This window comes from Pseudomonas sp. MH10 (assembly GCF_034353045.1).
Classification (GTDB): domain Bacteria; phylum Pseudomonadota; class Gammaproteobacteria; order Pseudomonadales; family Pseudomonadaceae; genus Aquipseudomonas.
Window position 1 is genome coordinate 2,408,788 of the sequence record NZ_CP133783.1, and the last position, 19,346, is coordinate 2,428,133.

Genomic DNA, 19,346 nt, shown 5'->3' on the forward strand with positions numbered 1-19,346 from the left:
ACCCGACTCTACGACGGCGTGAGAGAGAGCAGGATAGCCCATACCGCGCGCTTAAAAAAAGGCGCCATTGGCGCCTTTCTTGAGAAACTCCGTTACACAATCAGCGTTTATCTTTACGCTTTTTGTCGGCTTTCTTGTGGTGCGACATCATCCGACGCTTCTTGTTGACCTGACGGTCTGTCAGCGTGTTCTTGTTGCCTTCGTACGGATTTTCGCCGCCTTTGAACTCGATCCGAATTGGCGTACCGACCAGTTTCAACACACGGCGATACGTGTTTTCCAGATAGCGGACATAAGACTTCGGTACTTTTTCAACCTGGTTACCGTGGATCACGATCAACGGCGGGTTGGCGCCACCCAAGTGGGCATAGCGCAACTTGATCCGGCGGCTGCCAACCATCGGCGGGGCGTGCTCGCTAACGGCGTCTTCAAGGATCTGGGTCAAACGGTTAGTCGGCCAGCGGGTAACCGCAGACATGAACGAGTTCTGCACCGACTGGTAAAGGTTGCCCACGCCAGTGCCGTGTAAAGCAGAGATGAAGTGGATGTCGGCGAAGTCGACGAAGAACAACCGACGTTGTAGCTCGACCTTGACGTAGTCGCGCTCGCTCGGCGTCATGCCATCCCACTTGTTCAGCGCGATAACCAACGCACGACCCGATTCCAGCACGAAGCCCAACAGGTTGAGATCGTGATCGACCACGCCTTCGCGCGAATCCATCACAAAAATCACGACGTTGGAGTCTTTGATCGCCTGCAGGGTTTTGACCACCGAGAACTTTTCAACTTCCTCGTGGACCTTGCCGCGCTTACGCACACCAGCGGTGTCGATCAGCGTGTATTTCTCTTCGCCGCGTTGGAACGGGATGTAGATGCTGTCGCGGGTGGTGCCTGGCTCGTCATAAACGATTACCCGGTCTTCACCGAGCATGCGGTTGACCAGTGTCGATTTACCGACGTTAGGACGGCCAATGATTGCGATCTTGATGCCGTCTTTTTCACTCGGGCCTGGAATGCGCTTGGCTTCCTGACCTTCTTCAACGTGTTCTTCGTCGATTTCTTCTTCAGGGTCTTTCGGGAAATCGCCCAAGGCGATTTCCAGCATCTGCGTGATGCCACGACCGTGTGCGCCAGCGATAGGAATTGCGTCGCCCATGCCCAACGGACTGAATTCTGCGCGGGCCATTTCCGGGTCGATGTTGTCGACCTTGTTGGCAACCACATAGGAGCGCTTGCCACGCTTGCGCAAGTGTTCGCCGATCATCTGGTCGGCGGCGGTGAAACCGGCACGGGCGTCTACCAGGAACAACACAACATCGGCTTCTTCGATGGCCAGCAGCGACTGCTCGGCCATCTTTTCGTCCATGCCGTGCTCATCACCAGAGATACCGCCGGTGTCGACCAGAATGTAGGAACGCCCTTGCCACTTGGCCTCACCGTATTGGCGATCACGGGTCAGACCGGACAAATCGCCGACGATAGCGTCGCGAGTCCTGGTCAGGCGGTTGAATAAGGTGGACTTGCCGACGTTCGGTCGACCCACCAGGGCGATTACGGGAACCATGCGGCTCTCCACTTCGTTATTTCAGAAAATACAAAGGCCGCTGCAGAGCAGCGGCCGGTGTTCGGAGCGGCACTTGAAGTGCCGCGAGCCTTGCCGGAGCAAGGTTACGAGAGACCCTATGCGTCAACGCATAGACAGCGGCCTCGCGCTTAGACAGTTACTGCTTGATCTTCAGGGCTTCCAACTTGCCGCTGTTACCAAACACGTAAATTGTGTCGCCATCCACCAATGGACGGGCGCGCAAGCCGTCACTGTCAATTTTTTCACGACCTACGAAACGCCCATCCACTTGGCTCAACAGGTGCAAATAGCCTTCCATGTCGCCAACCGCCACGTAGCTCGAAAACACTTCCGGCGCACCCAGCTGGCGACGAGCCAACAAGTCATTGCTCCAGAGAGCGGTCGTCGAACGTTCGTCGATGCCTTGAACAGTACCGTTTGCCAGGCTCACGTAAACGCTGCCAAACCCTTGGGCAACACCCGAGTAGCTTGATGCATCACGCTGCCAAAGTATGCGACCGCTTTCCAAGTCCAGAGCAGCAACGCGGCCCTGGTAAGTCGCGACGTAGAGCTTGCCGGCCGACAGCAGCAGACCGCCATCGATATCGACGACACGATCCAGTTCCGAGCGACCTTGTGGAATCGCTACACGCTGCTCCCAGATAGGCACGCCGTTGCTGGTGTCCAAAGCAACAACCTTACCCGTCGACAAACCGGCCAACGCGAGGTGGTTGGTGACGATGGGCGCGCCAGTGCCGCGCAGGGTCAGGAGTGCCGGGGTGCTCTCGTAGATCCAACGCTGGTTACCGGTGACGGCGTCATAGCCGATCACACGGTCATCCTGAGTCTGGACGACGACGACATCACCGTTAGTAGCTGGCGCTGACAATACCTCGCTAGTCGCGTGGGCACGCCATTTAATGTCACCGGTAGTGGCGTCCAATACGACGACTTCACCTTTAAGCGTACCGAGCATGATCAACCCGTAGCCCGTGCCAACGGCACCGGAAACAGGCAGATCAAGGTCTTTCTTCCAGACCACGTCACCGGTATTGCGGTCCAGCGACATGATCACGCCCTTCACGTCGGCAGCATAGATATGCTCACCGTCGATGGCTGGGGTCAGCATGTTATAGATCTCGCCTTGACCGTCACCGATCGAGCGGCTCCATTGCTTTTGCAAAACCACTTCTTCTTTGAAGTCAGTCAGCTCGGCTGGGGGCAATTCTTTTTTACCATTGCTGCTGCAACCCGCGGCCAAAAGGGCCAGAGCCAGCAATGCTGCATGTTTCCAACGCATCACGTCACGCATCCCCTTTCGCCAAGTCGTCGAGCTTCATTTGTAGGCCACCTACCGCCGCTTCTTCAGACAGCGCGGATTTGGCTTTTTCATAAGCAGCATGAGCGTCATCGGTACGGCCTAGCTGTACCAGCAAATCGCCTTTAAGTTCTTCGCGGCTGGCCAGGAATGCCTTGTCAGCATCGCCATCAAGCAGCTTCAGGGCGTCAGCAACCTTGTTCTGTGCCGCCAGGACGCGAGCCAAGCGCTGACGCGCCACTTCACCCAATGTCTCGCTCACTGGCTTGTCGACTATGCCCTTGAGTTCAGCCGCCGCATCATCCAGCTTGCCGGTATCGACCGCAACTTTTGCGACAAACAGGCTGCCATATTGGGCATACGCCGTGCCGCCAAACTCGCTTTTCAGCTTACTGGCAATGTCCGAAACGCGTGCGGCATCGGGCTGACCGTTTGGGGTCAACGTGGTTTCCAGCAATGCTTGATAAAGCATTGATGCGCCTTGTGACTGATTAGTTTGATACCTGTGCCAAGCCTGCCAGCCCAGCACCAAGATCGCCGCGACCAGACAGCCGGTGACCAAGGGTTTGCCGTTGCGCTGCCACCAGTCTTTCATCACTGCCAGCTCTTCATCTTCGGTACGCGACACCCCAATACTCCTTTTCGCTAAATCGGCTGTTTATCAGCTTCAACCCTGCACAATGCAGGAGGCCAGGTGCTCTGAGAGAGCATCCCAAGCAATATTTTGTTGTTCGCCCTGGCCACGCAGGGGTTTGACACCAACCACTTGCTGAGCCAACTCGTCGTCGCCCAGGATCAGTGTGTACAACGCACCGCTCTTGTCGGCTTTCTTGAATTGGCTTTTGAAACTGCCAGCGCCGGCATTGACCTGCAAACGCAGGTTCGGTAACTGGTCACGCACACGTTCGGTCAGCGTCAAGGCAGCCAATTCGGCAGCTTCACCGAAGGCACACAAATAAACGTCGACCTGACGCGAAATTTCTTCCGGGATCTGCCCGAGTGTTTCGAGGAGCAATACCAAGCGCTCGATGCCCATTGCAAAACCAACGCCGGTCGTAGGCTTGCCGCCCATTTGTTCGACCAATCCGTCATAACGACCGCCGGCACACACAGTGCCTTGGGCGCCCAGTTGGTCGGTGACCCACTCGAAGACGGTCTTGCTGTAGTAATCGAGCCCGCGTACCAACTTGGGATTGATCACGTAAGGAATACCGGCTGCATCCAGACGTGCCTTGAGGCCATCGAAGTGGATGCGCGACTCGTCGTCGAGGTAATCCACCAGTTTCGGCGCATCGACCAGCACCGCTTGAGTCTCGGGATTTTTGGTATCGAGAACGCGCAGAGGGTTGGTCTTCAACCGCCGCTGGCTGTCTTCGTCGAGTTCGCTCAAGCGCGCTGAAAGAAACTCCACCAAGGCATCACGATATCGGGCACGTGCGGCACTGGTGCCCAAGCTGTTGAGTTCCAGTTTGACGGCGCCGCGAATACCCAACAGGCCCCACAAGCGCCAGGTCAGAACGATCAGCTCGGCATCAATGTCTGGACCATCAAGGTTGAAAACTTCGACGCCAATTTGATGAAACTGCCGATAGCGGCCCTTTTGCGGACGTTCGTGGCGGAACATCGGACCGATGTACCACAATTTTTGCACCTGGCCACCACCGGTAATCCCGTGTTCCAGCACTGCGCGAACACACGCGGCAGTGCCTTCAGGGCGCAGGGTCAGGGAATCACCGTTACGGTCTTCGAAGGTGTACATCTCTTTTTCGACGATGTCGGTCACTTCACCGATTGAGCGTTTGAACAGCTCGGTGAACTCGACGATCGGCATACGAATCTGACGGTAGCCGTAATTATCCAGCAGTCGCGAAACCGTACTTTCAAAATAGCGCCACAACGGCGTCTGATCCGGCAGGATGTCGTTCATGCCGCGAATGGCTTGCAAAGACTTGCTCACAAAAAATCCTTAAAAACTAAATTAGCCGCACGTTTAGCCGCGCGCGATAAGCGCTGCGTCGGCTTCGACTTTCTCGGCCGCTCTCTGACGGATCAAGCGTTCAAGCTCATCCACCAGATTGTCATTGGTCAGTTTCTGCGCAGGCTTGCCGTCGATGTAGATCAGGTTCGGCGTACCGCCGGTGAGGCCGATATGCGCTTCTTTCGCTTCGCCGGGTCCGTTGACTACACAACCGATCACCGCGACGTCCAACGGCACCAACAAATCTTCAAGGCGCGTTTCCAATTCGTTCATGGTCTTGACCACATCGAAGTTCTGCCGCGAGCAACTCGGGCAGGCGATGAAGTTGATCCCACGGGAACGAAGGCGCAACGATTTGAGGATGTCGTAGCCGACTTTCACCTCTTCGACCGGGTCAGCGGCCAGCGAGATGCGGATAGTATCGCCAATTCCTTCAGCAAGCAGCATCCCGAGACCTACTGCGGATTTCACGGTGCCAGATCGCAAGCCGCCCGCTTCGGTAATACCCAGGTGCAGCGGCTGGATGATTTGTTTAGACAGCAACCGATAGGCTTCTACCGCCATGAACACGTCACTGGCTTTGACGCTGACCTTGAAATCTTGAAAGTCCAGACGATCCAGATGTTCCACATGGCGCAGCGCGGATTCGACCAGCGCGGCCGGTGTCGGCTCGCCGTATTTCTTCTGCAGGTCTTTTTCCAGCGAACCGGCGTTAACCCCAATACGGATCGGAATACCACGGTCACGGGCGGCGCTGACAACAGCACGCACACGGTCTTCGCGGCCGATGTTGCCTGGATTGATTCTCAGGCAATCAACGCCCAGTTCGGCAACGCGCAAGGCGATCCGATAATCAAAGTGGATGTCGGCCACCAACGGCACTTTCACCAACTGCTTGATTCGGCCAAAAGCTTCGGCAGCGTCCATGTCCGGTACCGAAATTCGCACAATATCGACGCCCGCCGCTTCCAGACGATTGATCTGGGCGACAGTGGCGGCCACATCGTTGGTGTCGCTGTTGGTCATGCTCTGCACAGCGATAGGTGCATCGCCGCCTACCGGTACGGAGCCGACCCAAATTTTACGCGTTTCGCGACGTTTGATAGGGGATTCGCCGTGCATGACTTATTGCCCTAGTTTAAGGCGAGCAGTTTCGCCGCTGGAAAAAGGAGCCAGATCAACGGCCTGGCCGTTATAGGTCACCTGAACACCGCGGGCGAAGCCCAACCGCACGGTAAATGGCGGCTTGCCGCTGACATCCAGGTTTTCGCCTTTACGCTTGACACCGCTCAGCAATACTTTTCCATTGCCATCGGTCACTTGGGTCCAGCAATCGGCCACATAATGCAGAGTGACCAGCCCGGCACCTGCCTCCGGTACCGACGGCACGCCTGCCGTAGTTACCGGCGTTGTGGTGGCGGGTGTCGGCGAAACGGTGGTTGCCGGTGTTACAGGCACAACATGGACTGGCGCTGCAGGTACGCCAGCACTCGGTGCTACGACTGGAGGAACAGTCGTAGCAGGCGCGACTTCAGCGGCTTGAGCACCGGCCGGAAGCGGCAATGCCGAGGTGGTGCCTTGAGCTTGCGCCACGGCCTGATCTTCCGGCTCATCCAGAGGATGAATCTGGGTCGTGCCGTCAGCACTTTCGACTTCGACATGCTCCAGATTGGTGTTGACCAATTCCTTGCCGCGCATCGACGCCTGGTCTTGCCACCAGAAGAAGCCGCCACCTACCAGCACCACCAGCAGCAACAAGCTGACGATGCGCAAAATATTGTGTGACAACCGCACGGGCTCTTCGATACGGCCCAGGCTGTGTACATTGCTGCCATGGGAGTCAGTCCCGGTGTAGTGATCGAACTGCTGAACAAGAGCGGTCTGATCGAGGCCGAGCAATTTGGCATAGGCGCGGATATAACCCCGAGCGAATGTATTGCCTGGCAGCTTCTCAAAATCGCCGTTTTCCACGTTGCCCAGAGAGGTCACGGTGAGGTTCAGCCTCGAAGCCACATCAGGCAGCGACCAATTTTTGCTCTCGCGGCCTTGGCGCAAGGTTTCGCCTGGGTTCACACGAGTGGCTGCTACAACTTCGGGATGCGCCGCTTTCATCATTGCTCCGACTGGTATTGCTGATATTCCGGCGAACCGGGATAGAGTCTTTTTAATTGCAACCCATAGCTGGCTGCTTTGTTGCGATCGTCATAACGTTTAGCCAATCGCGTACCGAGCAATAGACTACGTGCATTTTGATCGCTCAGTTGGCTAAAACGGTCGTAATAGTCACGCGAGGGCACATAATGCCCGTCTTCGTACGCTAACTCAGCCATTTCCAGCAATGTTCGCGGCTGCCGAGGATTAAGCCCCAAGGCTTTGGTGAAAAACGTCACGGCTTCGTCACGCTTCCCAAGCCTCATCGAGGTCATCCCCAAGCTCTCGAAAACCCTGGAGCGTTCTGGATACAAGGTATCGGCGGCGGCCTGCTGAAAACGCTCATAAGCGTCTTTATATCGCTTTTGATCGTAGAGAAAACTGCCGTAATTATTCAGGATTCGCGCGTCACCCGGACTTGCCGACAGCGCTTTTAGAAACTGTTTGTCCGCCAGTTCCGGCTCCATTTCGGCCTGAAAGACCAATGCTAACGCCGCGTTGGCATCAGGGTCGGAGCTGTCCATATCGAGGGCTTTTTTCAGCGGAACCTTGGCCAGTTCGGTCTGCCCTTGCTGTAGATAGCCAACCCCCAATTGCACGTACGCAGCGCGCGCATCGTCCCGGCCCTTGCTGGTACTCAACGGATTGATGTTGCCCGATGACACACAGCCGACCAGAACGTTAACCAAACATAGCAACAGCGCAGTGCGCAGACTCATGAACATAATCCCGATCAGTTCGACGTCGCGGTGCTTTGAACCACATCAGCCTCGGCACTCAACTCACGCACAGCGATATAACGCTCGCTGCGCCGAGTGCGGTCGTTGACCAGACCCACCAACTGGCCACATGCAGCGTCGATATCTTCGCCGCGAGTAGTGCGCACAGTGACGTTGTAGCCGGCCTGATGCAACTGATCCTGAAACCGGCGAATCGCATTGTTGCTCGGGCGTTCATAGCCCGAATGCGGAAACGGGTTGAACGGAATCAAGTTGATCTTGCAAGGGATGTCCTTGAGCAGCTCAGCCATTTCGATGGCGTGCTCAACCTTGTCGTTGATGTCTTTCAACAGGGTGTATTCGATGGTCAATACGCGCTTCTCGCCCAGCGATGACATATAGCGCTGGCACGACTCGAGCAAAACCTTCAGCGGGTACTTTTTGTTGATAGGTACCAGTTGGCTGCGCAGAGCATCGTTAGGCGCATGCAGCGACAAAGCCAGCGAAACGTCAACGTGCTTGGACAGCTCGTCGATCATGGGTACCACGCCAGAGGTAGACAACGTTACCCGGCGCTTGGAAATGCCATAACCCAAATCATCCATCATCAACAGCATGGCGGAAATGACATTGTCGAAATTGAGCAGCGGCTCGCCCATGCCCATCATCACTACGTTGGTGATAGCACGGTCGACCGTAGCGGGGATGCTACCGAACGATTTATTGGCAATCCACACCTGACCGATGACTTCGGCGGCGGTGAGGTTGCTGTTGAAGCCCTGCTTGCCGGTGGAGCAGAAACTGCAATCCAGCGCACAGCCGGCCTGGGACGAAACACACAAGGTGCCGCGCTTACCCTGGGGAATATAAACAGTCTCGACGCAGCTGCCAGACTCCACGCGCACGACCCATTTACGGGTACCGTCGGTGGAAATGTCCTCGCTGACGACTTCAGGACCGCGAACCTCAGCGCAGACCTTGAGCTTTCCGCGCAAGGCCTTGCTGACGTTCGTCATGGCGTCGAAATCTCCGACGCCAAAGTGGTGAATCCATTTCATTACCTGACCGGCACGAAAACGCTTCTCCCCGATCGAGTCGAAGAATTTTTCCATTTCCGGTTGAGTCAGACCCAACAGGTTGGTTTTGCCAGTCGATGTTGTCATTTTTTCACCCTCACTCGTTAGCCTTAGGCGTTACGAGCGGTTACTTCGGTAGCGGCGAAGAAATACGAGATTTCACGTGCAGCAGCAGCTTCGGAATCGGAACCGTGTACAGCGTTGGCGTCGATGGAATCAGCGAAATCAGCACGGATAGTGCCAGCAGCCGCTTCTTTAGGGTTGGTAGCGCCCATCAATTCGCGGTTTTTGGCAATGGCGTTTTCGCCTTCCAGAACCTGAACGACAACCGGACCGGAAATCATGAAAGCAACCAGGTCGCCGAAGAAACCGCGAGCGCTATGCTCAGCGTAAAAACCTTCAGCTTCAGCTTTGGACAGCTGCTTCATTTTCGAGGCAACAACTTGCAGACCAGCTTTTTCGAAACGAGTAACGATTTCGCCGATTACATTTTTTGCAACAGCATCAGGCTTGATGATGGAAAAAGTACGTTGAACAGCCATGGTGAAACTCCAGAAACGGTGATTAAAGCGAAAAATTAAACCCGCGTATTGTACGCGGGTTTAGGGGTATTGCCTAACGCGCACTGTTGACTCAGTCCGCCTCATCGATCCAGGCGGCCTGAATGGCCTCAAGAACCTTCTCGCCGCCACGCGCCGGGTCATCGCTGAACTCTGGCAGGCTGATTACCCAACGCTGGAGTTCGACGAAATTCACGTAACGCGGGTCCACTTCTGGCTTGCTTTCGGCCAGTTGGATGGCGATTTCCAGCACATCAACCCATTTAAGACTCATACAACTTCCTTGAATCAGTGCGCCGCTTCGGCCGCATGGTTGAGGGAGTATTTCGGAATCTCAACGGTCAGGTCTTCAGTCCCGACAATGGCCTGACAGGTCAGGCGCGACTGCGGCTCCAACCCCCACGCCCGATCAAGATAATCCTCCTCCAGTTCATCGGCCTCATTCAGCGAGTCAAAGCCTTCGCGAATGATGCAGTGACAGGTCGTGCAGGCGCAAACGCCACCGCAGGCGCTTTCGATCTCGATATGGTGGTCGTGCGCCACATCGAGAATGGATCGACCGGTCTCAGCCTCTACGACCATACCGTCCGGGCAATGCTCGGCGTGTGGCAGAAAAATGATCTGCGGCATCAGTTAATCCTCGATTTCATTCAGGTTGCGCCCCGCCAACGCGGATTTAACCGTCGAATCCAGGCGGCGAGCAGCAAAAGCGTCAGTCACGTGCGACAGACGCTTGGTCTGCAGCTCGATGGCGGGGCCATCCGTGCCTTGCATCAATTCATTCAGGTCCCGCATTTGCGCCTCGATGACGCTGCGTTCTTCTGTATCCAGCAAACGGTCACCATCTGCATCCAGCGCGCCCTGGACTGCTTCCAGCAAGCGCTGAGCGTCAACCTGCTGCTCACGCAGTACGCGAGCCACCTTGTCGTCGCTGGCGTACTGAAACGAATCCTTGAGCATGCGGGTGATTTCGCCGTCGGTCAGGCCATAGGACGGCTTGACCTGAATGCTGGCTTCGACTCCCGAACCCAGCTCACGCGCGGCAACACTGAGCAGACCATCGGCATCGACTTGGAAGGTGACGCGAATCTTTGCAGCCCCCGCGACCATCGGCGGGATACCGCGCAGCTCAAAGCGCGCCAAGGAACGGCAGTCGCTGATGAGTTCACGCTCGCCTTGCAGCACATGAATCATCATCGCCGACTGACCGTCTTTGTAGGTGGTGAAATCCTGAGCACGAGCGACGGGGATGGTGGTGTTGCGCGGAATCACCTTCTCCATCAGGCCGCCCATGGTTTCCAACCCCAACGACAACGGGATGACATCAAGCAACAACAGCTCTTCACCGTCGCGCTTGTTGCCCGCCAACGTATCGGCCTGGATCGCAGCACCAATGGCCACCACTTGATCCGGATCGATTTCAGTCAACGGTTGACGACCAAACAGCTCGGCGACAGCCTCTCGCACACGCGGCACACGGGTCGAACCGCCGACCATGACCACGGCTTCAACGTCTTCGACTTCGATGCCCGCGTCGCGAATAGCGCGCCGACATGATTTGAGGCTGCGGGCCAGCATGGGTTCGAGCATCACGTCGAACGCTTGACGAGTCAGTACCGAATGCCAGTCGCCGTGCACGACCTTGACCGAATCGACTTCAGTCAAGGCTTCTTTGGCAGCGCACGCAGTTTGCAGCAGGCTACGTTGGGCAGAAGGATCAAGGTCGGAGGAAAGCCCAGCCTCGCTCACTATCCAGCTGGCAATGGCGTGATCGAAATCATCGCCACCCAGCGCGGTGTCGCCGCCGGTTGCCAAGACTTCAAAGACGCCGCCCGTCAGACGCAAAACGGAGATATCAAAAGTGCCGCCGCCCAGGTCATAGATAGCAACCACGCCTTCGGCGTGTTGATCCAGGCCATAAGCAACCGCTGCGGCCGTAGGCTCGTTCAGCAGGCGCAGTACGTTGAGGCCGGCCAGCCGAGCAGCATCCTTGGTGGCTTGCCGCTGAGCATCATCGAAATAAGCCGGAACGGTAATCACCGCACCCACCAATTCGCCACCCAAGGTCGCTTCGGCGCGCTGACGCAGCACTTTGAGAATTTCTGCCGACACTTCTACCGGGCTTTTAGGCCCTTGAATCGTGTCAATAAAGGGCATGTGCGACTCGCCGCCGACGAAGCGGTAAGGCAGTTGCTCACCCAATTGCTTCACGTCGGACAATCCACGGCCCATCAGTCGCTTGACTGATAACACGGTGTTGAGCGGATCAAGCGCGGCGGCGTCTTTAGCGCCCTGCCCCACTTCAATCCGATCAGCGTGGTAGCGCACGGCGGACGGCAGGATAACCTGCCCTTCACCATCGGCGAGCGGTTCGGAAAGACCACTGCGTAAAGCAGCGACCAACGAATTTGTAGTGCCCAAGTCAATCCCAACCGCCAGACGACGCTGATGCGGTTGAGGACTTTGGCCGGGTTCGGCGATCTGCAGTAGGGCCATGCTTATCTGAATTTCACAGGCGTGCAGCCAAAGGCGGCACGGGGTTAGTCGTCGAGGCGCTCTTCCAGCTGGCGCACTTCGTAGGTGAGCTTGTCGAGGAACTGCATACGTCGCATCAGCCGTTCGGCCAGTTCGCGTTGTACAGCATCATCCCAACAGGCAGCGAAGCTTTCGTTCAGTTCATCCTGAGCGACTTTAAGCCGACGCTTGAATACCGCAACACCCGCCAAGTCGGCGTCATCCTGCAAATCCTCAAGCTCTTCGCGCCATTGCATCTGCTGCAGAAGAAATTCAGGGTCTTGCACGGTAACTTCCAACGGCATCTCATGGCCGCCCAACGTCAGCAAATAACGCGCCCGTTTAGGAGCGTTTTTTAGCGTCTGATAGGCCTCATTGAGACTGGCTGATTGCTCTAGCGCCAACCGCTGCTCACGCTCGGAAGCATCAGCAAATCGGTCTGGATGTACGGTGCGCGCCAATTCACGGTAGCGCGTGGCCAACTGATCGAGATCCAAACGGAAATCCGGCTTGAGCTCGAATAAAGCAAAATGACAAGGAGTACCCACAATCAGCCTCAGATGTTGAAGCTTTCGCCGCAGCCACATTCACCGCGCGAGTTGGGGTTGTTGAACTTGAAGCCTTCGTTCAACCCTTCCTTGACGAAATCGAGTTCAGTGCCATCGAGATAAACCAGGCTTTTTGGATCGATGATCACTTTAACACCGTGTAATTCGTACACGGTGTCATCACTGCCCGCCGCATCGACGAACTCCAACACATAGGCGAGACCGGAACAGCCTGTAGTGCGAACACCCAGGCGAACCCCGTCACCTTTGCCGCGCCCTGCAAGGGAGCGACGTACGTGTTGAGCGGCAGCTTCTGTCATGCTGATAGACATCGAAACTCCTTAATTGAATCAAGCTTCGTAAAGGCTCTCCTCCCTCGGGGATTAGAGCAAGCCTTTCTTCTGCTTATAGTCGCGAACAGCTGCCTTGATGGCGTCTTCCGCCAGTACAGAGCAGTGGATTTTAACTGGAGGCAACGCCAGTTCTTCGGCCAGGTGAGTGTTTGTGATGGTCTCTGCTTCATCCAGAGTCTTGCCCTTCATCCACTCGGTAGCCAAGGAGCTGGAGGCGATAGCCGAACCGCAACCGTAGGTTTTGAACTTGGCATCTTCGATGATGCCGTGTTCGTTGACCTTGATCTGCAGGCGCATTACATCGCCGCAAGCCGGCGCGCCGACCATGCCAGTACCAACATCTGGATCTTCCGCGTCCATCTTGCCGACGTTGCGCGGGTTCTCGTAGTGGTCTATGACCTTTTCGCTATATGCCATGGTACTTAATCCTCACTCATCAGAAAGTCGCTCTTATTGGCGACTTGTCAGTGCGCAGCCCACTCGATCTTCGAGATGTCGACGCCGTCTTTGTACATGTCCCACAGCGGCGACAAAGCGCGCAGCTTGGTAACGGCCTCGCACACTTTCTGCGCGGCGTAGTCGATTTCTTCTTCGGTGGTAAAACGGCCGAAGGTAAAACGAATCGAGCTGTGCGCCAATTCGTCATTGCGGCCCAGGGCGCGCAATACATAAGAAGGCTCAAGGGAAGCCGAGGTGCACGCAGAGCCGGACGAAACCGCCAGATCCTTGAGCGCCATGATCAGCGATTCGCCTTCAACGTAGTTGAAGCTCAGGTTCAAGTTGTGCGGTACACGGGAGATTTGGCTACCGTTCACGTACAGCTCTTCCAAATGTTCAACCTGCTTGAAAAAACGGTCGCTCAAGGCTTTGATGCGGACGTTTTCAACCGCCATGTCTTCTTTGGCGACCCGGAACGCTTCACCCATACCAACGATCTGGTGAGTCGCCAGCGTACCGGAACGCATGCCACGCTCATGACCGCCACCGTGCATGGTCGCTTCCAGGCGAACACGCGGTTTGCGGCTCACGTAGAGCGCGCCGATGCCTTTAGGGCCGTAGGTTTTGTGAGCGGAGAACGACATCAGGTCAACTTTGAGGTTGGCCAGATCGATGTCAACTTTGCCGGTGGACTGTGCAGCATCAACGTGGAACAGCACGCCGCGCGAACGGGTCAGTTCACCAATGGCCGCGATGTCGTTGATGGTGCCGATTTCGTTGTTGACGTGCATGACCGATACCAGAATGGTGTCTTCGCGCAGCGCCGCTTCAACCATCGCCGGAGTGATCAGACCGTCTGTGCCTGGCTCGATGTAAGTGACTTCGAACCCTTCACGCTCCAGTTGACGCATGGTGTCCAAAACCGCTTTGTGCTCGATCTTGTTGGTGATGAGGTGCTTGCCTTTGCTGGCATAAAAGTGTGCAACACCTTTGATTGCCAGATTGTTGGACTCGGTGGCACCGGAGGTCCAGACAATTTCACGTGGGTCAGCGTTGACCAGATCAGCAACCTGACGGCGCGCATTCTCTACGGATTCTTCTGCTTTCCAGCCGAACACGTGAGAGCGCGATGCAGGGTTGCCGAAGTTTCCGTCAACCAGCAGGCATTCGCTCATTTTTTGCGCAACGCGAGGATCGACCGGAGTCGTCGCGGAGTAATCGAGGTAAATCGGCAATTTCATTGAATATCTCCTATCGGGCAGGCGCGCCGCTCATGCATCTACGGTCATTCGACGGCGGACGTTTCAATCTTATCCAACTGCGGTGTTCTGCATGCGTTGCGACGCAGATCCTGGCGCTGAGCGACTTCTTGTACCTCACGGCGAGTGACAAGGTCAGCCAGGCTTATACCGCTAAGGAATTCGTGAATTTGCTGACTGAGGTCGCACCATAAGTGGTGGGTCAGACAAGTATCGCCAGCATGGCAATCACCTAGCCCCTGGCAACGTGTCGCATCGACCGATTCGTTAACCGCATCGATCACCTGCGCGACCTGAATACCTTGCATGTCACGGGACAGCTGGTAACCACCACCTGGGCCACGCACGCTAGACACCAGATTACTGCGACGCAGTTTGGCGAACAGCTGTTCAAGATAGGACAGGGATATACCTTGCCGCTCTGAAATATCGGCCAGGGACACTGGCCCGCGCTGCGCATGTAACGCCAGGTCTAGCATGGCTGTTACAGCGTATCGGCCTTTTGTAGTCAGTCGCATGGCATGTACCGCGGAGGTTCGGAATGAGGGCGAGTATGCTATTCCCGAGTATTTAAGTCAACTATAAGACCTAGTAAATTAGTCGGGATTACCGGCAAAACCGCGGCAGCATCATAGCAAATACCCAGGCGCGTTGGCACGCGCCGTAGGTCCTATGCCTTCCAGGGCGTCAGGGTTAGCCGACTTTGGTTTCGCTGCAGTCTTTCACGCACTCAAAAACCTCATCGCGTAGCGCCGGCAGCTCTTTAGCGCTGTAGTCGCAGCCAAGCTTATTAAGCGCTTCGCCCATGCTTTCGAGGCGCGCATCCACCGCTTGGATGTGATCAAGCAGTTGACCAATCGCTTTCGCAACCGGGTCCGGCATGTCTTCACTGATTCCGTAGGCGTCGAAGCCAAGCTTCTCGGCAATGGCCTTGCGCTTGGCGTCCACCTCATCATCAGACTTGATGATGATTCGCCCCGGAATACCGACAACCGTGGCACCCGCTGGCACGGCTTTGGTGACCACTGCATTGGAGCCGACCTTCGCGCCCGCACCAACAGTGAACGGCCCCAGCACCTTGGCGCCAGCACCGACGACCACCCCCGCCTCCAACGTCGGATGGCGCTTTCCCTTGTTCCAGCTCGTGCCGCCCAAGGTCACGCCTTGGTACAAGGTAACGTCATCGCCAATCTCTGCAGTTTCGCCGATCACAATGCCCATTCCGTGATCGATGAAGAAACGACGGCCGATAGTCGCCCCCGGATGAATCTCGATTCCGGTCATCCAGCGCCCGAAGTTAGAGACCACTCGCGCCAGCCATTTCCAGCCCAGATCCCACAAATAGCGGGACAGCCGGTGAAGCCAGATCGCGTGCATGCCGGGGTAGCAGGTCAACACCTCAAACGCATTGCGCGCCGCAGGGTCACGATGGAATACGCTTTGAATATCTTCTCGCAGACGCTCGAACATCATTGGTCCTTCCGCTTATGGGGCTCACCGCGCGCAACTTTCTGCGTCTCGGTGAGGATGCCGCGCAAAATATTCATTTCTGACCGGTACACAGCACTGCGCCCAAACAAACGTCGCATCCGAGCCATCAGATGACGCGGGTTTTCCGGATCTAGAAAACCGATAGCAACCAGGGTCGCTTCAAGATGGCCGTAGAACAGCTCCATCTCATCCATGGTTACAGGCTCAGAGCTACGCGTGGAGGTCACTTCGACCTTCTCGACTTTTGTCGGCTGACCTTGGGCGGCAAGCCACGACATCCGCACTTCGTAGCACAGCACCTGCACCGCAGCCCCCAGATTCAGCGAACTGAACTCGGGGTCAGACGGGATATGCACGTGGTAGTGACATCGCTGCAGCTCTTCATTGGTCAAGCCAGCGTATTCACGCCCGAACACTATTGCAATTTCAGCGCCGTCAGCTGCTTGCTCTGCCGCCATCACACCGCATTCACGCGGATCAAGCAGCGGCCAGGGAATTCGGCGATCACGGGCACTGGTGCCCAGCACCAGATTGCAGCCCACCAAGGCATCCTCTAGCGTCGCCACGACGTGGGCGTTCGCGAGAACATCACTGGCCCCGGACGCACGCGCCTCGGCCTCATGAGAAGGGAAATCCAACGGATCAACCAGCACCAAGCGTGAAAGCCCCATGTTTTTCATGGCGCGCGCAGCCCCGCCGATGTTACCGGGGTGACTGGTACCGACCAGGACAACGCGAATATTTTGCAGCAATGCAAGTTCTCACAGACGAGAGAAAGGGGAGCAAATCTTACAGAACCACCTCGATTAACGCTACGGACGCTATGCGCGCTGGAAATAATCGGTCCGTGCCCCTACAATGTTCGGCTTTCTTTAACGACCTAGGTGAAACGTCCATGCAGCCCATGCTGAATATCGCGCTGCGCGCCGCCCGCAGCGCCAGTGAATTGATTTTCCGCTCCATCGAGCGCTTGGATACCATCAAGGTCGACGAAAAAGAAGCGAAAGATTACGTCACCGAAATTGATCGCGCGGCCGAGCTGAGTATTATTACCGCCCTGCGAAAAGCCTATCCGACCCACGGCATTCTGGGCGAAGAAAGCGGCCTGCATGAAGGCAGCGGCGACGGAACCGACTACCTGTGGATCATCGACCCGCTCGATGGCACCACCAACTTCGTACGGGGCGTGCCGCACTTCGCGGTCAGCATCGCCTGTAAATACCGTGGCCGTCTTGAGCACGCCGTGGTTCTCGACCCGGTTCGCCAGGAAGAATTCACCGCCAGCCGTGGCCGTGGCGCCGCGCTTAACGGTCGCCGCCTGCGTGTCAGCCAGCGTAAAAGCCTGGAAGGCGCCCTGCTCGGTACCGGCTTCCCGTTCCGTGACGGCCAAATGGATAACCTGGAAAACTACCTGGGCATGTTCCGCAGCCTGGTCGGTCAAACTGCCGGCATCCGTCGCGCAGGCGCTGCCAGTCTCGACCTCGCTTATGTAGCGGCCGGTCGTTTCGACGCGTTCTGGGAGTCGGGCCTGTCTGAATGGGACATGGCCGCAGGTGCGTTGCTTATTCAAGAAGCAGGCGGTTTGGTGAGCGACTTTACCGGTGGCCACGACTTCCTTGAAAAAGGCCACATCGTTGCCGGTAACACCAAGTGCTTTAAAGCTGTGTTGACTTCGATTGCACCGCACTTGCCTGCCGCGCTAAAACGCTAAGTTTTATGCTGCACAAAAAAAACCGGCAATAGCCGGTTTTTTTGTGCCTGCCCCTGTCGGAACGTTATTGCTGTGTAGTTTGTGGCGGCGGAGCGTCTTGACCCAACATTAGTTGGCCCTGTTTGTTCACCGGAATTTGATTACCGGGATCACGGTCCATACGGACCTGACCAACTTTACCGTTCAATTGATACTTCACGTCATAACCCACAACTTTATCGCTGATGTCATTGACGGTATTACACCGCGTTTGATTAGTGGTGTAAGTATCGCGCTCCTGCATGCCTTCCTGAACGCGGTTGCCGGCGTATCCACCACCCGCCGCACCGGCGACCGTAGCGAGGGTTTTACCTTTACCGCCGCCTACCTGGTTGCCCAACAAACCACCTGCTACCGCACCCAATACGCTACCCAATATCTGATGCTGGTCCTTGACCGGCGCCTGACGGGTAACCGCCACCTCTTTGCAGACTTGACGAGGGGTTTTTACTTGTTCTTTGATGGGCTGGACTCCCAGCACATCTGCATATTCGGGGCCGCTTTTAACCAAGCTATAGGTGGCGAATGCACCTCCGGCAGTGACGGCAACCGCACCCAATACCGTACCGACAAGCATCGACTTGTTCACTTGAACCTCCTGGCAGTAATGCGTGGCATTTATAAAATAGAAATGTCCGACGCTAATCCTAGCCTTGGAGTACAAAAAAGGGCGTGAGTTCAACACTCACGCCCTTAATGGTCAATCGGCCGCCTCTAAGGACGATCATCAACCTTGTCTGTAATCACCGGAGGAATGAGGTCCTCAGTAGTTAGGCTCAGCCAAATAAGCACAACGTTAGCGATGTAGATCGACGAGTAAGTACCCGCCAGTACACCGATAAACAGCGCGACGGAGAAACCGTGCAAGCTGTCACCGCCAAAGACCCACAATGCGACAATCGCCAGCAACGTCGAAATCGAAGTTGCCATCGTCCGCAGCAGCGTCTGAGTGGTAGAAACATTGATGTTCTCGATCAACGTCGCCTTGCGCAAAATCCGGAAGTTTTCCCGAACCCGGTCAAATACCACAATGGTGTCGTTCAACGAATAACCAATGATCGCCAGTACAGCGGCGAGTACTGTCAGGTCAAACGTCACCTGGAAAAACGACAGGATGCCCACGGTGACCACCACGTCATGGATCAACGAGACGATGGCGCCGACGGCAAACTTCCACTGGAAGCGGAAGGCCAGGTAGATCAGAACGCCACCCAATGCCATCAGCATGCCGAGGCCGCCTTGGTCACGAAGCTCTGAACCCACTTGAGGACCAACGAACTCCACACGCTTGACGGTCACGGGGTTATCCGCACCGGTCTGGCGCAGCACTGCAGCAACCTGATTGCCCAACTGCGGATCTTCGCCTGGCATACGCACCAGCAAATCCGTCGTTGCGCCAAAGCTTTGAACGACTGCTTCGTGGTAACCCGCGGTTTCCAACTCCTGACGTACTTTCGGCAAGTCTGCCGCACGCTCGTAAGTCAGCTCAATGAGCGTACCGCCGGTAAAGTCCAAACCGTAGTTCAGGCCTTTATGAAAGAAGCTGAACAAAGCCAGCACCGTAAGGAGCATGGTGATAGCGAACGCAATATTGCGAACGCCCATAAAGTTAATGGTACGTAACATG

The 19,346-nt window shown here is 56.2% G+C and carries 22 protein-coding genes; 1 reads left to right on the plus strand and 21 read right to left on the minus strand.

The features are described from left to right. Nucleotides 1-100: 100 nt before the first annotated feature. The 19 genes from der to trmJ form a co-directional block, all read right to left on the minus strand. Nucleotides 101-1,564, minus strand: a complete 1,464-nt coding sequence (der, locus tag RHM59_RS10745; RefSeq protein ID WP_322167974.1) for a ribosome biogenesis GTPase Der — start codon at nucleotides 1,562-1,564, stop codon at nucleotides 101-103. 157 nt (nucleotides 1,565-1,721) lie between these two features. Beyond that, the gene (gene bamB, locus RHM59_RS10750) at nucleotides 1,722-2,876 is read right to left on the minus strand and encodes an outer membrane protein assembly factor BamB (RefSeq protein ID WP_322167973.1); all 1,155 of its coding nucleotides are present in this window, start codon (nucleotides 2,874-2,876) and stop codon (nucleotides 1,722-1,724) included. Next, nucleotides 2,869-3,510 (minus strand): tetratricopeptide repeat protein, encoded by a 642-nt coding sequence (locus tag RHM59_RS10755; protein WP_322167972.1) that lies wholly within the window; start codon nucleotides 3,508-3,510, stop codon nucleotides 2,869-2,871. The genes bamB and RHM59_RS10755 overlap by 8 nt, the downstream gene beginning before the upstream one ends. A 39-nt stretch (nucleotides 3,511-3,549) precedes the next feature. Continuing rightward, nucleotides 3,550-4,839, minus strand: coding sequence for a histidine--tRNA ligase (gene hisS / locus RHM59_RS10760; protein WP_322167971.1), 1,290 nt, complete (start codon nucleotides 4,837-4,839; stop codon nucleotides 3,550-3,552). 33 nt (nucleotides 4,840-4,872) lie between these two features. Continuing rightward, nucleotides 4,873-5,982 carry a flavodoxin-dependent (E)-4-hydroxy-3-methylbut-2-enyl-diphosphate synthase gene (gene ispG / locus RHM59_RS10765; RefSeq protein ID WP_322167970.1) on the minus strand — a complete coding sequence of 370 codons (1,110 nt, stop codon included), beginning with the start codon at nucleotides 5,980-5,982 and terminating at the stop codon, nucleotides 4,873-4,875. Between the two features lie 3 nt (nucleotides 5,983-5,985). Further along, on the minus strand, nucleotides 5,986-6,972 hold the full coding sequence (locus RHM59_RS10770) for a RodZ family helix-turn-helix domain-containing protein (RefSeq protein WP_322167969.1): 987 nt from the start codon (nucleotides 6,970-6,972) through the stop codon (nucleotides 5,986-5,988). Next, nucleotides 6,972-7,730, minus strand: coding sequence for a type IV pilus biogenesis/stability protein PilW (gene pilW / locus RHM59_RS10775; protein WP_322286537.1), 759 nt, complete (start codon nucleotides 7,728-7,730; stop codon nucleotides 6,972-6,974). Before pilW ends, RHM59_RS10770 begins: the two co-directional genes overlap by 1 nt. Before the next feature lie 14 nt (nucleotides 7,731-7,744). Next, nucleotides 7,745-8,893, minus strand: coding sequence for a 23S rRNA (adenine(2503)-C(2))-methyltransferase RlmN (gene rlmN / locus RHM59_RS10780; protein ID WP_322286538.1), 1,149 nt, complete (start codon nucleotides 8,891-8,893; stop codon nucleotides 7,745-7,747). A gap of 23 nt (nucleotides 8,894-8,916) precedes the next feature. Further along, nucleotides 8,917-9,348: a nucleoside-diphosphate kinase gene (ndk, locus tag RHM59_RS10785; RefSeq protein WP_322167966.1), complete on the minus strand. Its 432-nt coding sequence runs from the start codon at nucleotides 9,346-9,348 to the stop codon at nucleotides 8,917-8,919. A 91-nt stretch (nucleotides 9,349-9,439) separates the two neighbouring features. After that, complete coding sequence (gene iscX / locus RHM59_RS10790; protein ID WP_322167965.1) at nucleotides 9,440-9,640, minus strand: Fe-S cluster assembly protein IscX; 201 nt, start codon at nucleotides 9,638-9,640, stop codon at nucleotides 9,440-9,442. A 14-nt stretch (nucleotides 9,641-9,654) separates the two neighbouring features. After that, the gene (gene fdx, locus RHM59_RS10795) at nucleotides 9,655-9,996 is read right to left on the minus strand and encodes an ISC system 2Fe-2S type ferredoxin (protein WP_322167964.1); all 342 of its coding nucleotides are present in this window, start codon (nucleotides 9,994-9,996) and stop codon (nucleotides 9,655-9,657) included. Nucleotides 9,997-9,999: 3 nt separating this feature from the next. Next, nucleotides 10,000-11,862, minus strand: a complete 1,863-nt coding sequence (gene hscA, locus RHM59_RS10800) for a Fe-S protein assembly chaperone HscA (protein WP_322286539.1) — start codon at nucleotides 11,860-11,862, stop codon at nucleotides 10,000-10,002. 44 nt (nucleotides 11,863-11,906) lie between these two features. Beyond that, on the minus strand, nucleotides 11,907-12,428 hold the full coding sequence (hscB, locus tag RHM59_RS10805; protein WP_322167962.1) for a co-chaperone HscB: 522 nt from the start codon (nucleotides 12,426-12,428) through the stop codon (nucleotides 11,907-11,909). Between the two features lie 8 nt (nucleotides 12,429-12,436). After that, on the minus strand, nucleotides 12,437-12,760 hold the full coding sequence (gene iscA, locus RHM59_RS10810) for an iron-sulfur cluster assembly protein IscA (protein ID WP_322167961.1): 324 nt from the start codon (nucleotides 12,758-12,760) through the stop codon (nucleotides 12,437-12,439). A 51-nt stretch (nucleotides 12,761-12,811) separates the two neighbouring features. Further along, nucleotides 12,812-13,198: a Fe-S cluster assembly scaffold IscU gene (gene iscU, locus RHM59_RS10815; protein WP_322167960.1), complete on the minus strand. Its 387-nt coding sequence runs from the start codon at nucleotides 13,196-13,198 to the stop codon at nucleotides 12,812-12,814. Nucleotides 13,199-13,245: 47 nt separating this feature from the next. Further along, complete coding sequence (locus RHM59_RS10820; protein WP_322167959.1) at nucleotides 13,246-14,460, minus strand: IscS subfamily cysteine desulfurase; 1,215 nt, start codon at nucleotides 14,458-14,460, stop codon at nucleotides 13,246-13,248. Nucleotides 14,461-14,504: 44 nt separating this feature from the next. Beyond that, a complete protein-coding gene (iscR, locus tag RHM59_RS10825) occupies nucleotides 14,505-14,996 on the minus strand; it encodes a Fe-S cluster assembly transcriptional regulator IscR (protein ID WP_297833141.1) in 492 nt (163 codons plus the stop codon). A 175-nt stretch (nucleotides 14,997-15,171) separates the two neighbouring features. Continuing rightward, nucleotides 15,172-15,948, minus strand: coding sequence for a serine O-acetyltransferase (gene cysE, locus RHM59_RS10830; RefSeq protein WP_322170767.1), 777 nt, complete (start codon nucleotides 15,946-15,948; stop codon nucleotides 15,172-15,174). Next, nucleotides 15,948-16,721 carry a tRNA (cytosine(32)/uridine(32)-2'-O)-methyltransferase TrmJ gene (gene trmJ / locus RHM59_RS10835; RefSeq protein ID WP_322167958.1) on the minus strand — a complete coding sequence of 258 codons (774 nt, stop codon included), beginning with the start codon at nucleotides 16,719-16,721 and terminating at the stop codon, nucleotides 15,948-15,950. The genes cysE and trmJ overlap by 1 nt, the downstream gene beginning before the upstream one ends. Before the next feature lie 143 nt (nucleotides 16,722-16,864). On the opposite strand from trmJ, the gene suhB reads away from it, so the two are divergent. Further along, nucleotides 16,865-17,680 carry an inositol-phosphate phosphatase gene (suhB, locus tag RHM59_RS10840; RefSeq protein ID WP_322167957.1) on the plus strand — a complete coding sequence of 272 codons (816 nt, stop codon included), beginning with the start codon at nucleotides 16,865-16,867 and terminating at the stop codon, nucleotides 17,678-17,680. Nucleotides 17,681-17,744: 64 nt separating this feature from the next. Here the strand turns inward: suhB and RHM59_RS10845 are convergent, their stop codons facing one another. After that, nucleotides 17,745-18,308 (minus strand): glycine zipper 2TM domain-containing protein, encoded by a 564-nt coding sequence (locus tag RHM59_RS10845; RefSeq protein ID WP_322167956.1) that lies wholly within the window; start codon nucleotides 18,306-18,308, stop codon nucleotides 17,745-17,747. A 125-nt stretch (nucleotides 18,309-18,433) separates the two neighbouring features. After that, nucleotides 18,434-19,345, minus strand: coding sequence for a protein translocase subunit SecF (secF, locus tag RHM59_RS10850; RefSeq protein ID WP_322167955.1), 912 nt, complete (start codon nucleotides 19,343-19,345; stop codon nucleotides 18,434-18,436). Between the last annotated feature and the right edge of the window lies 1 nt (nucleotide 19,346).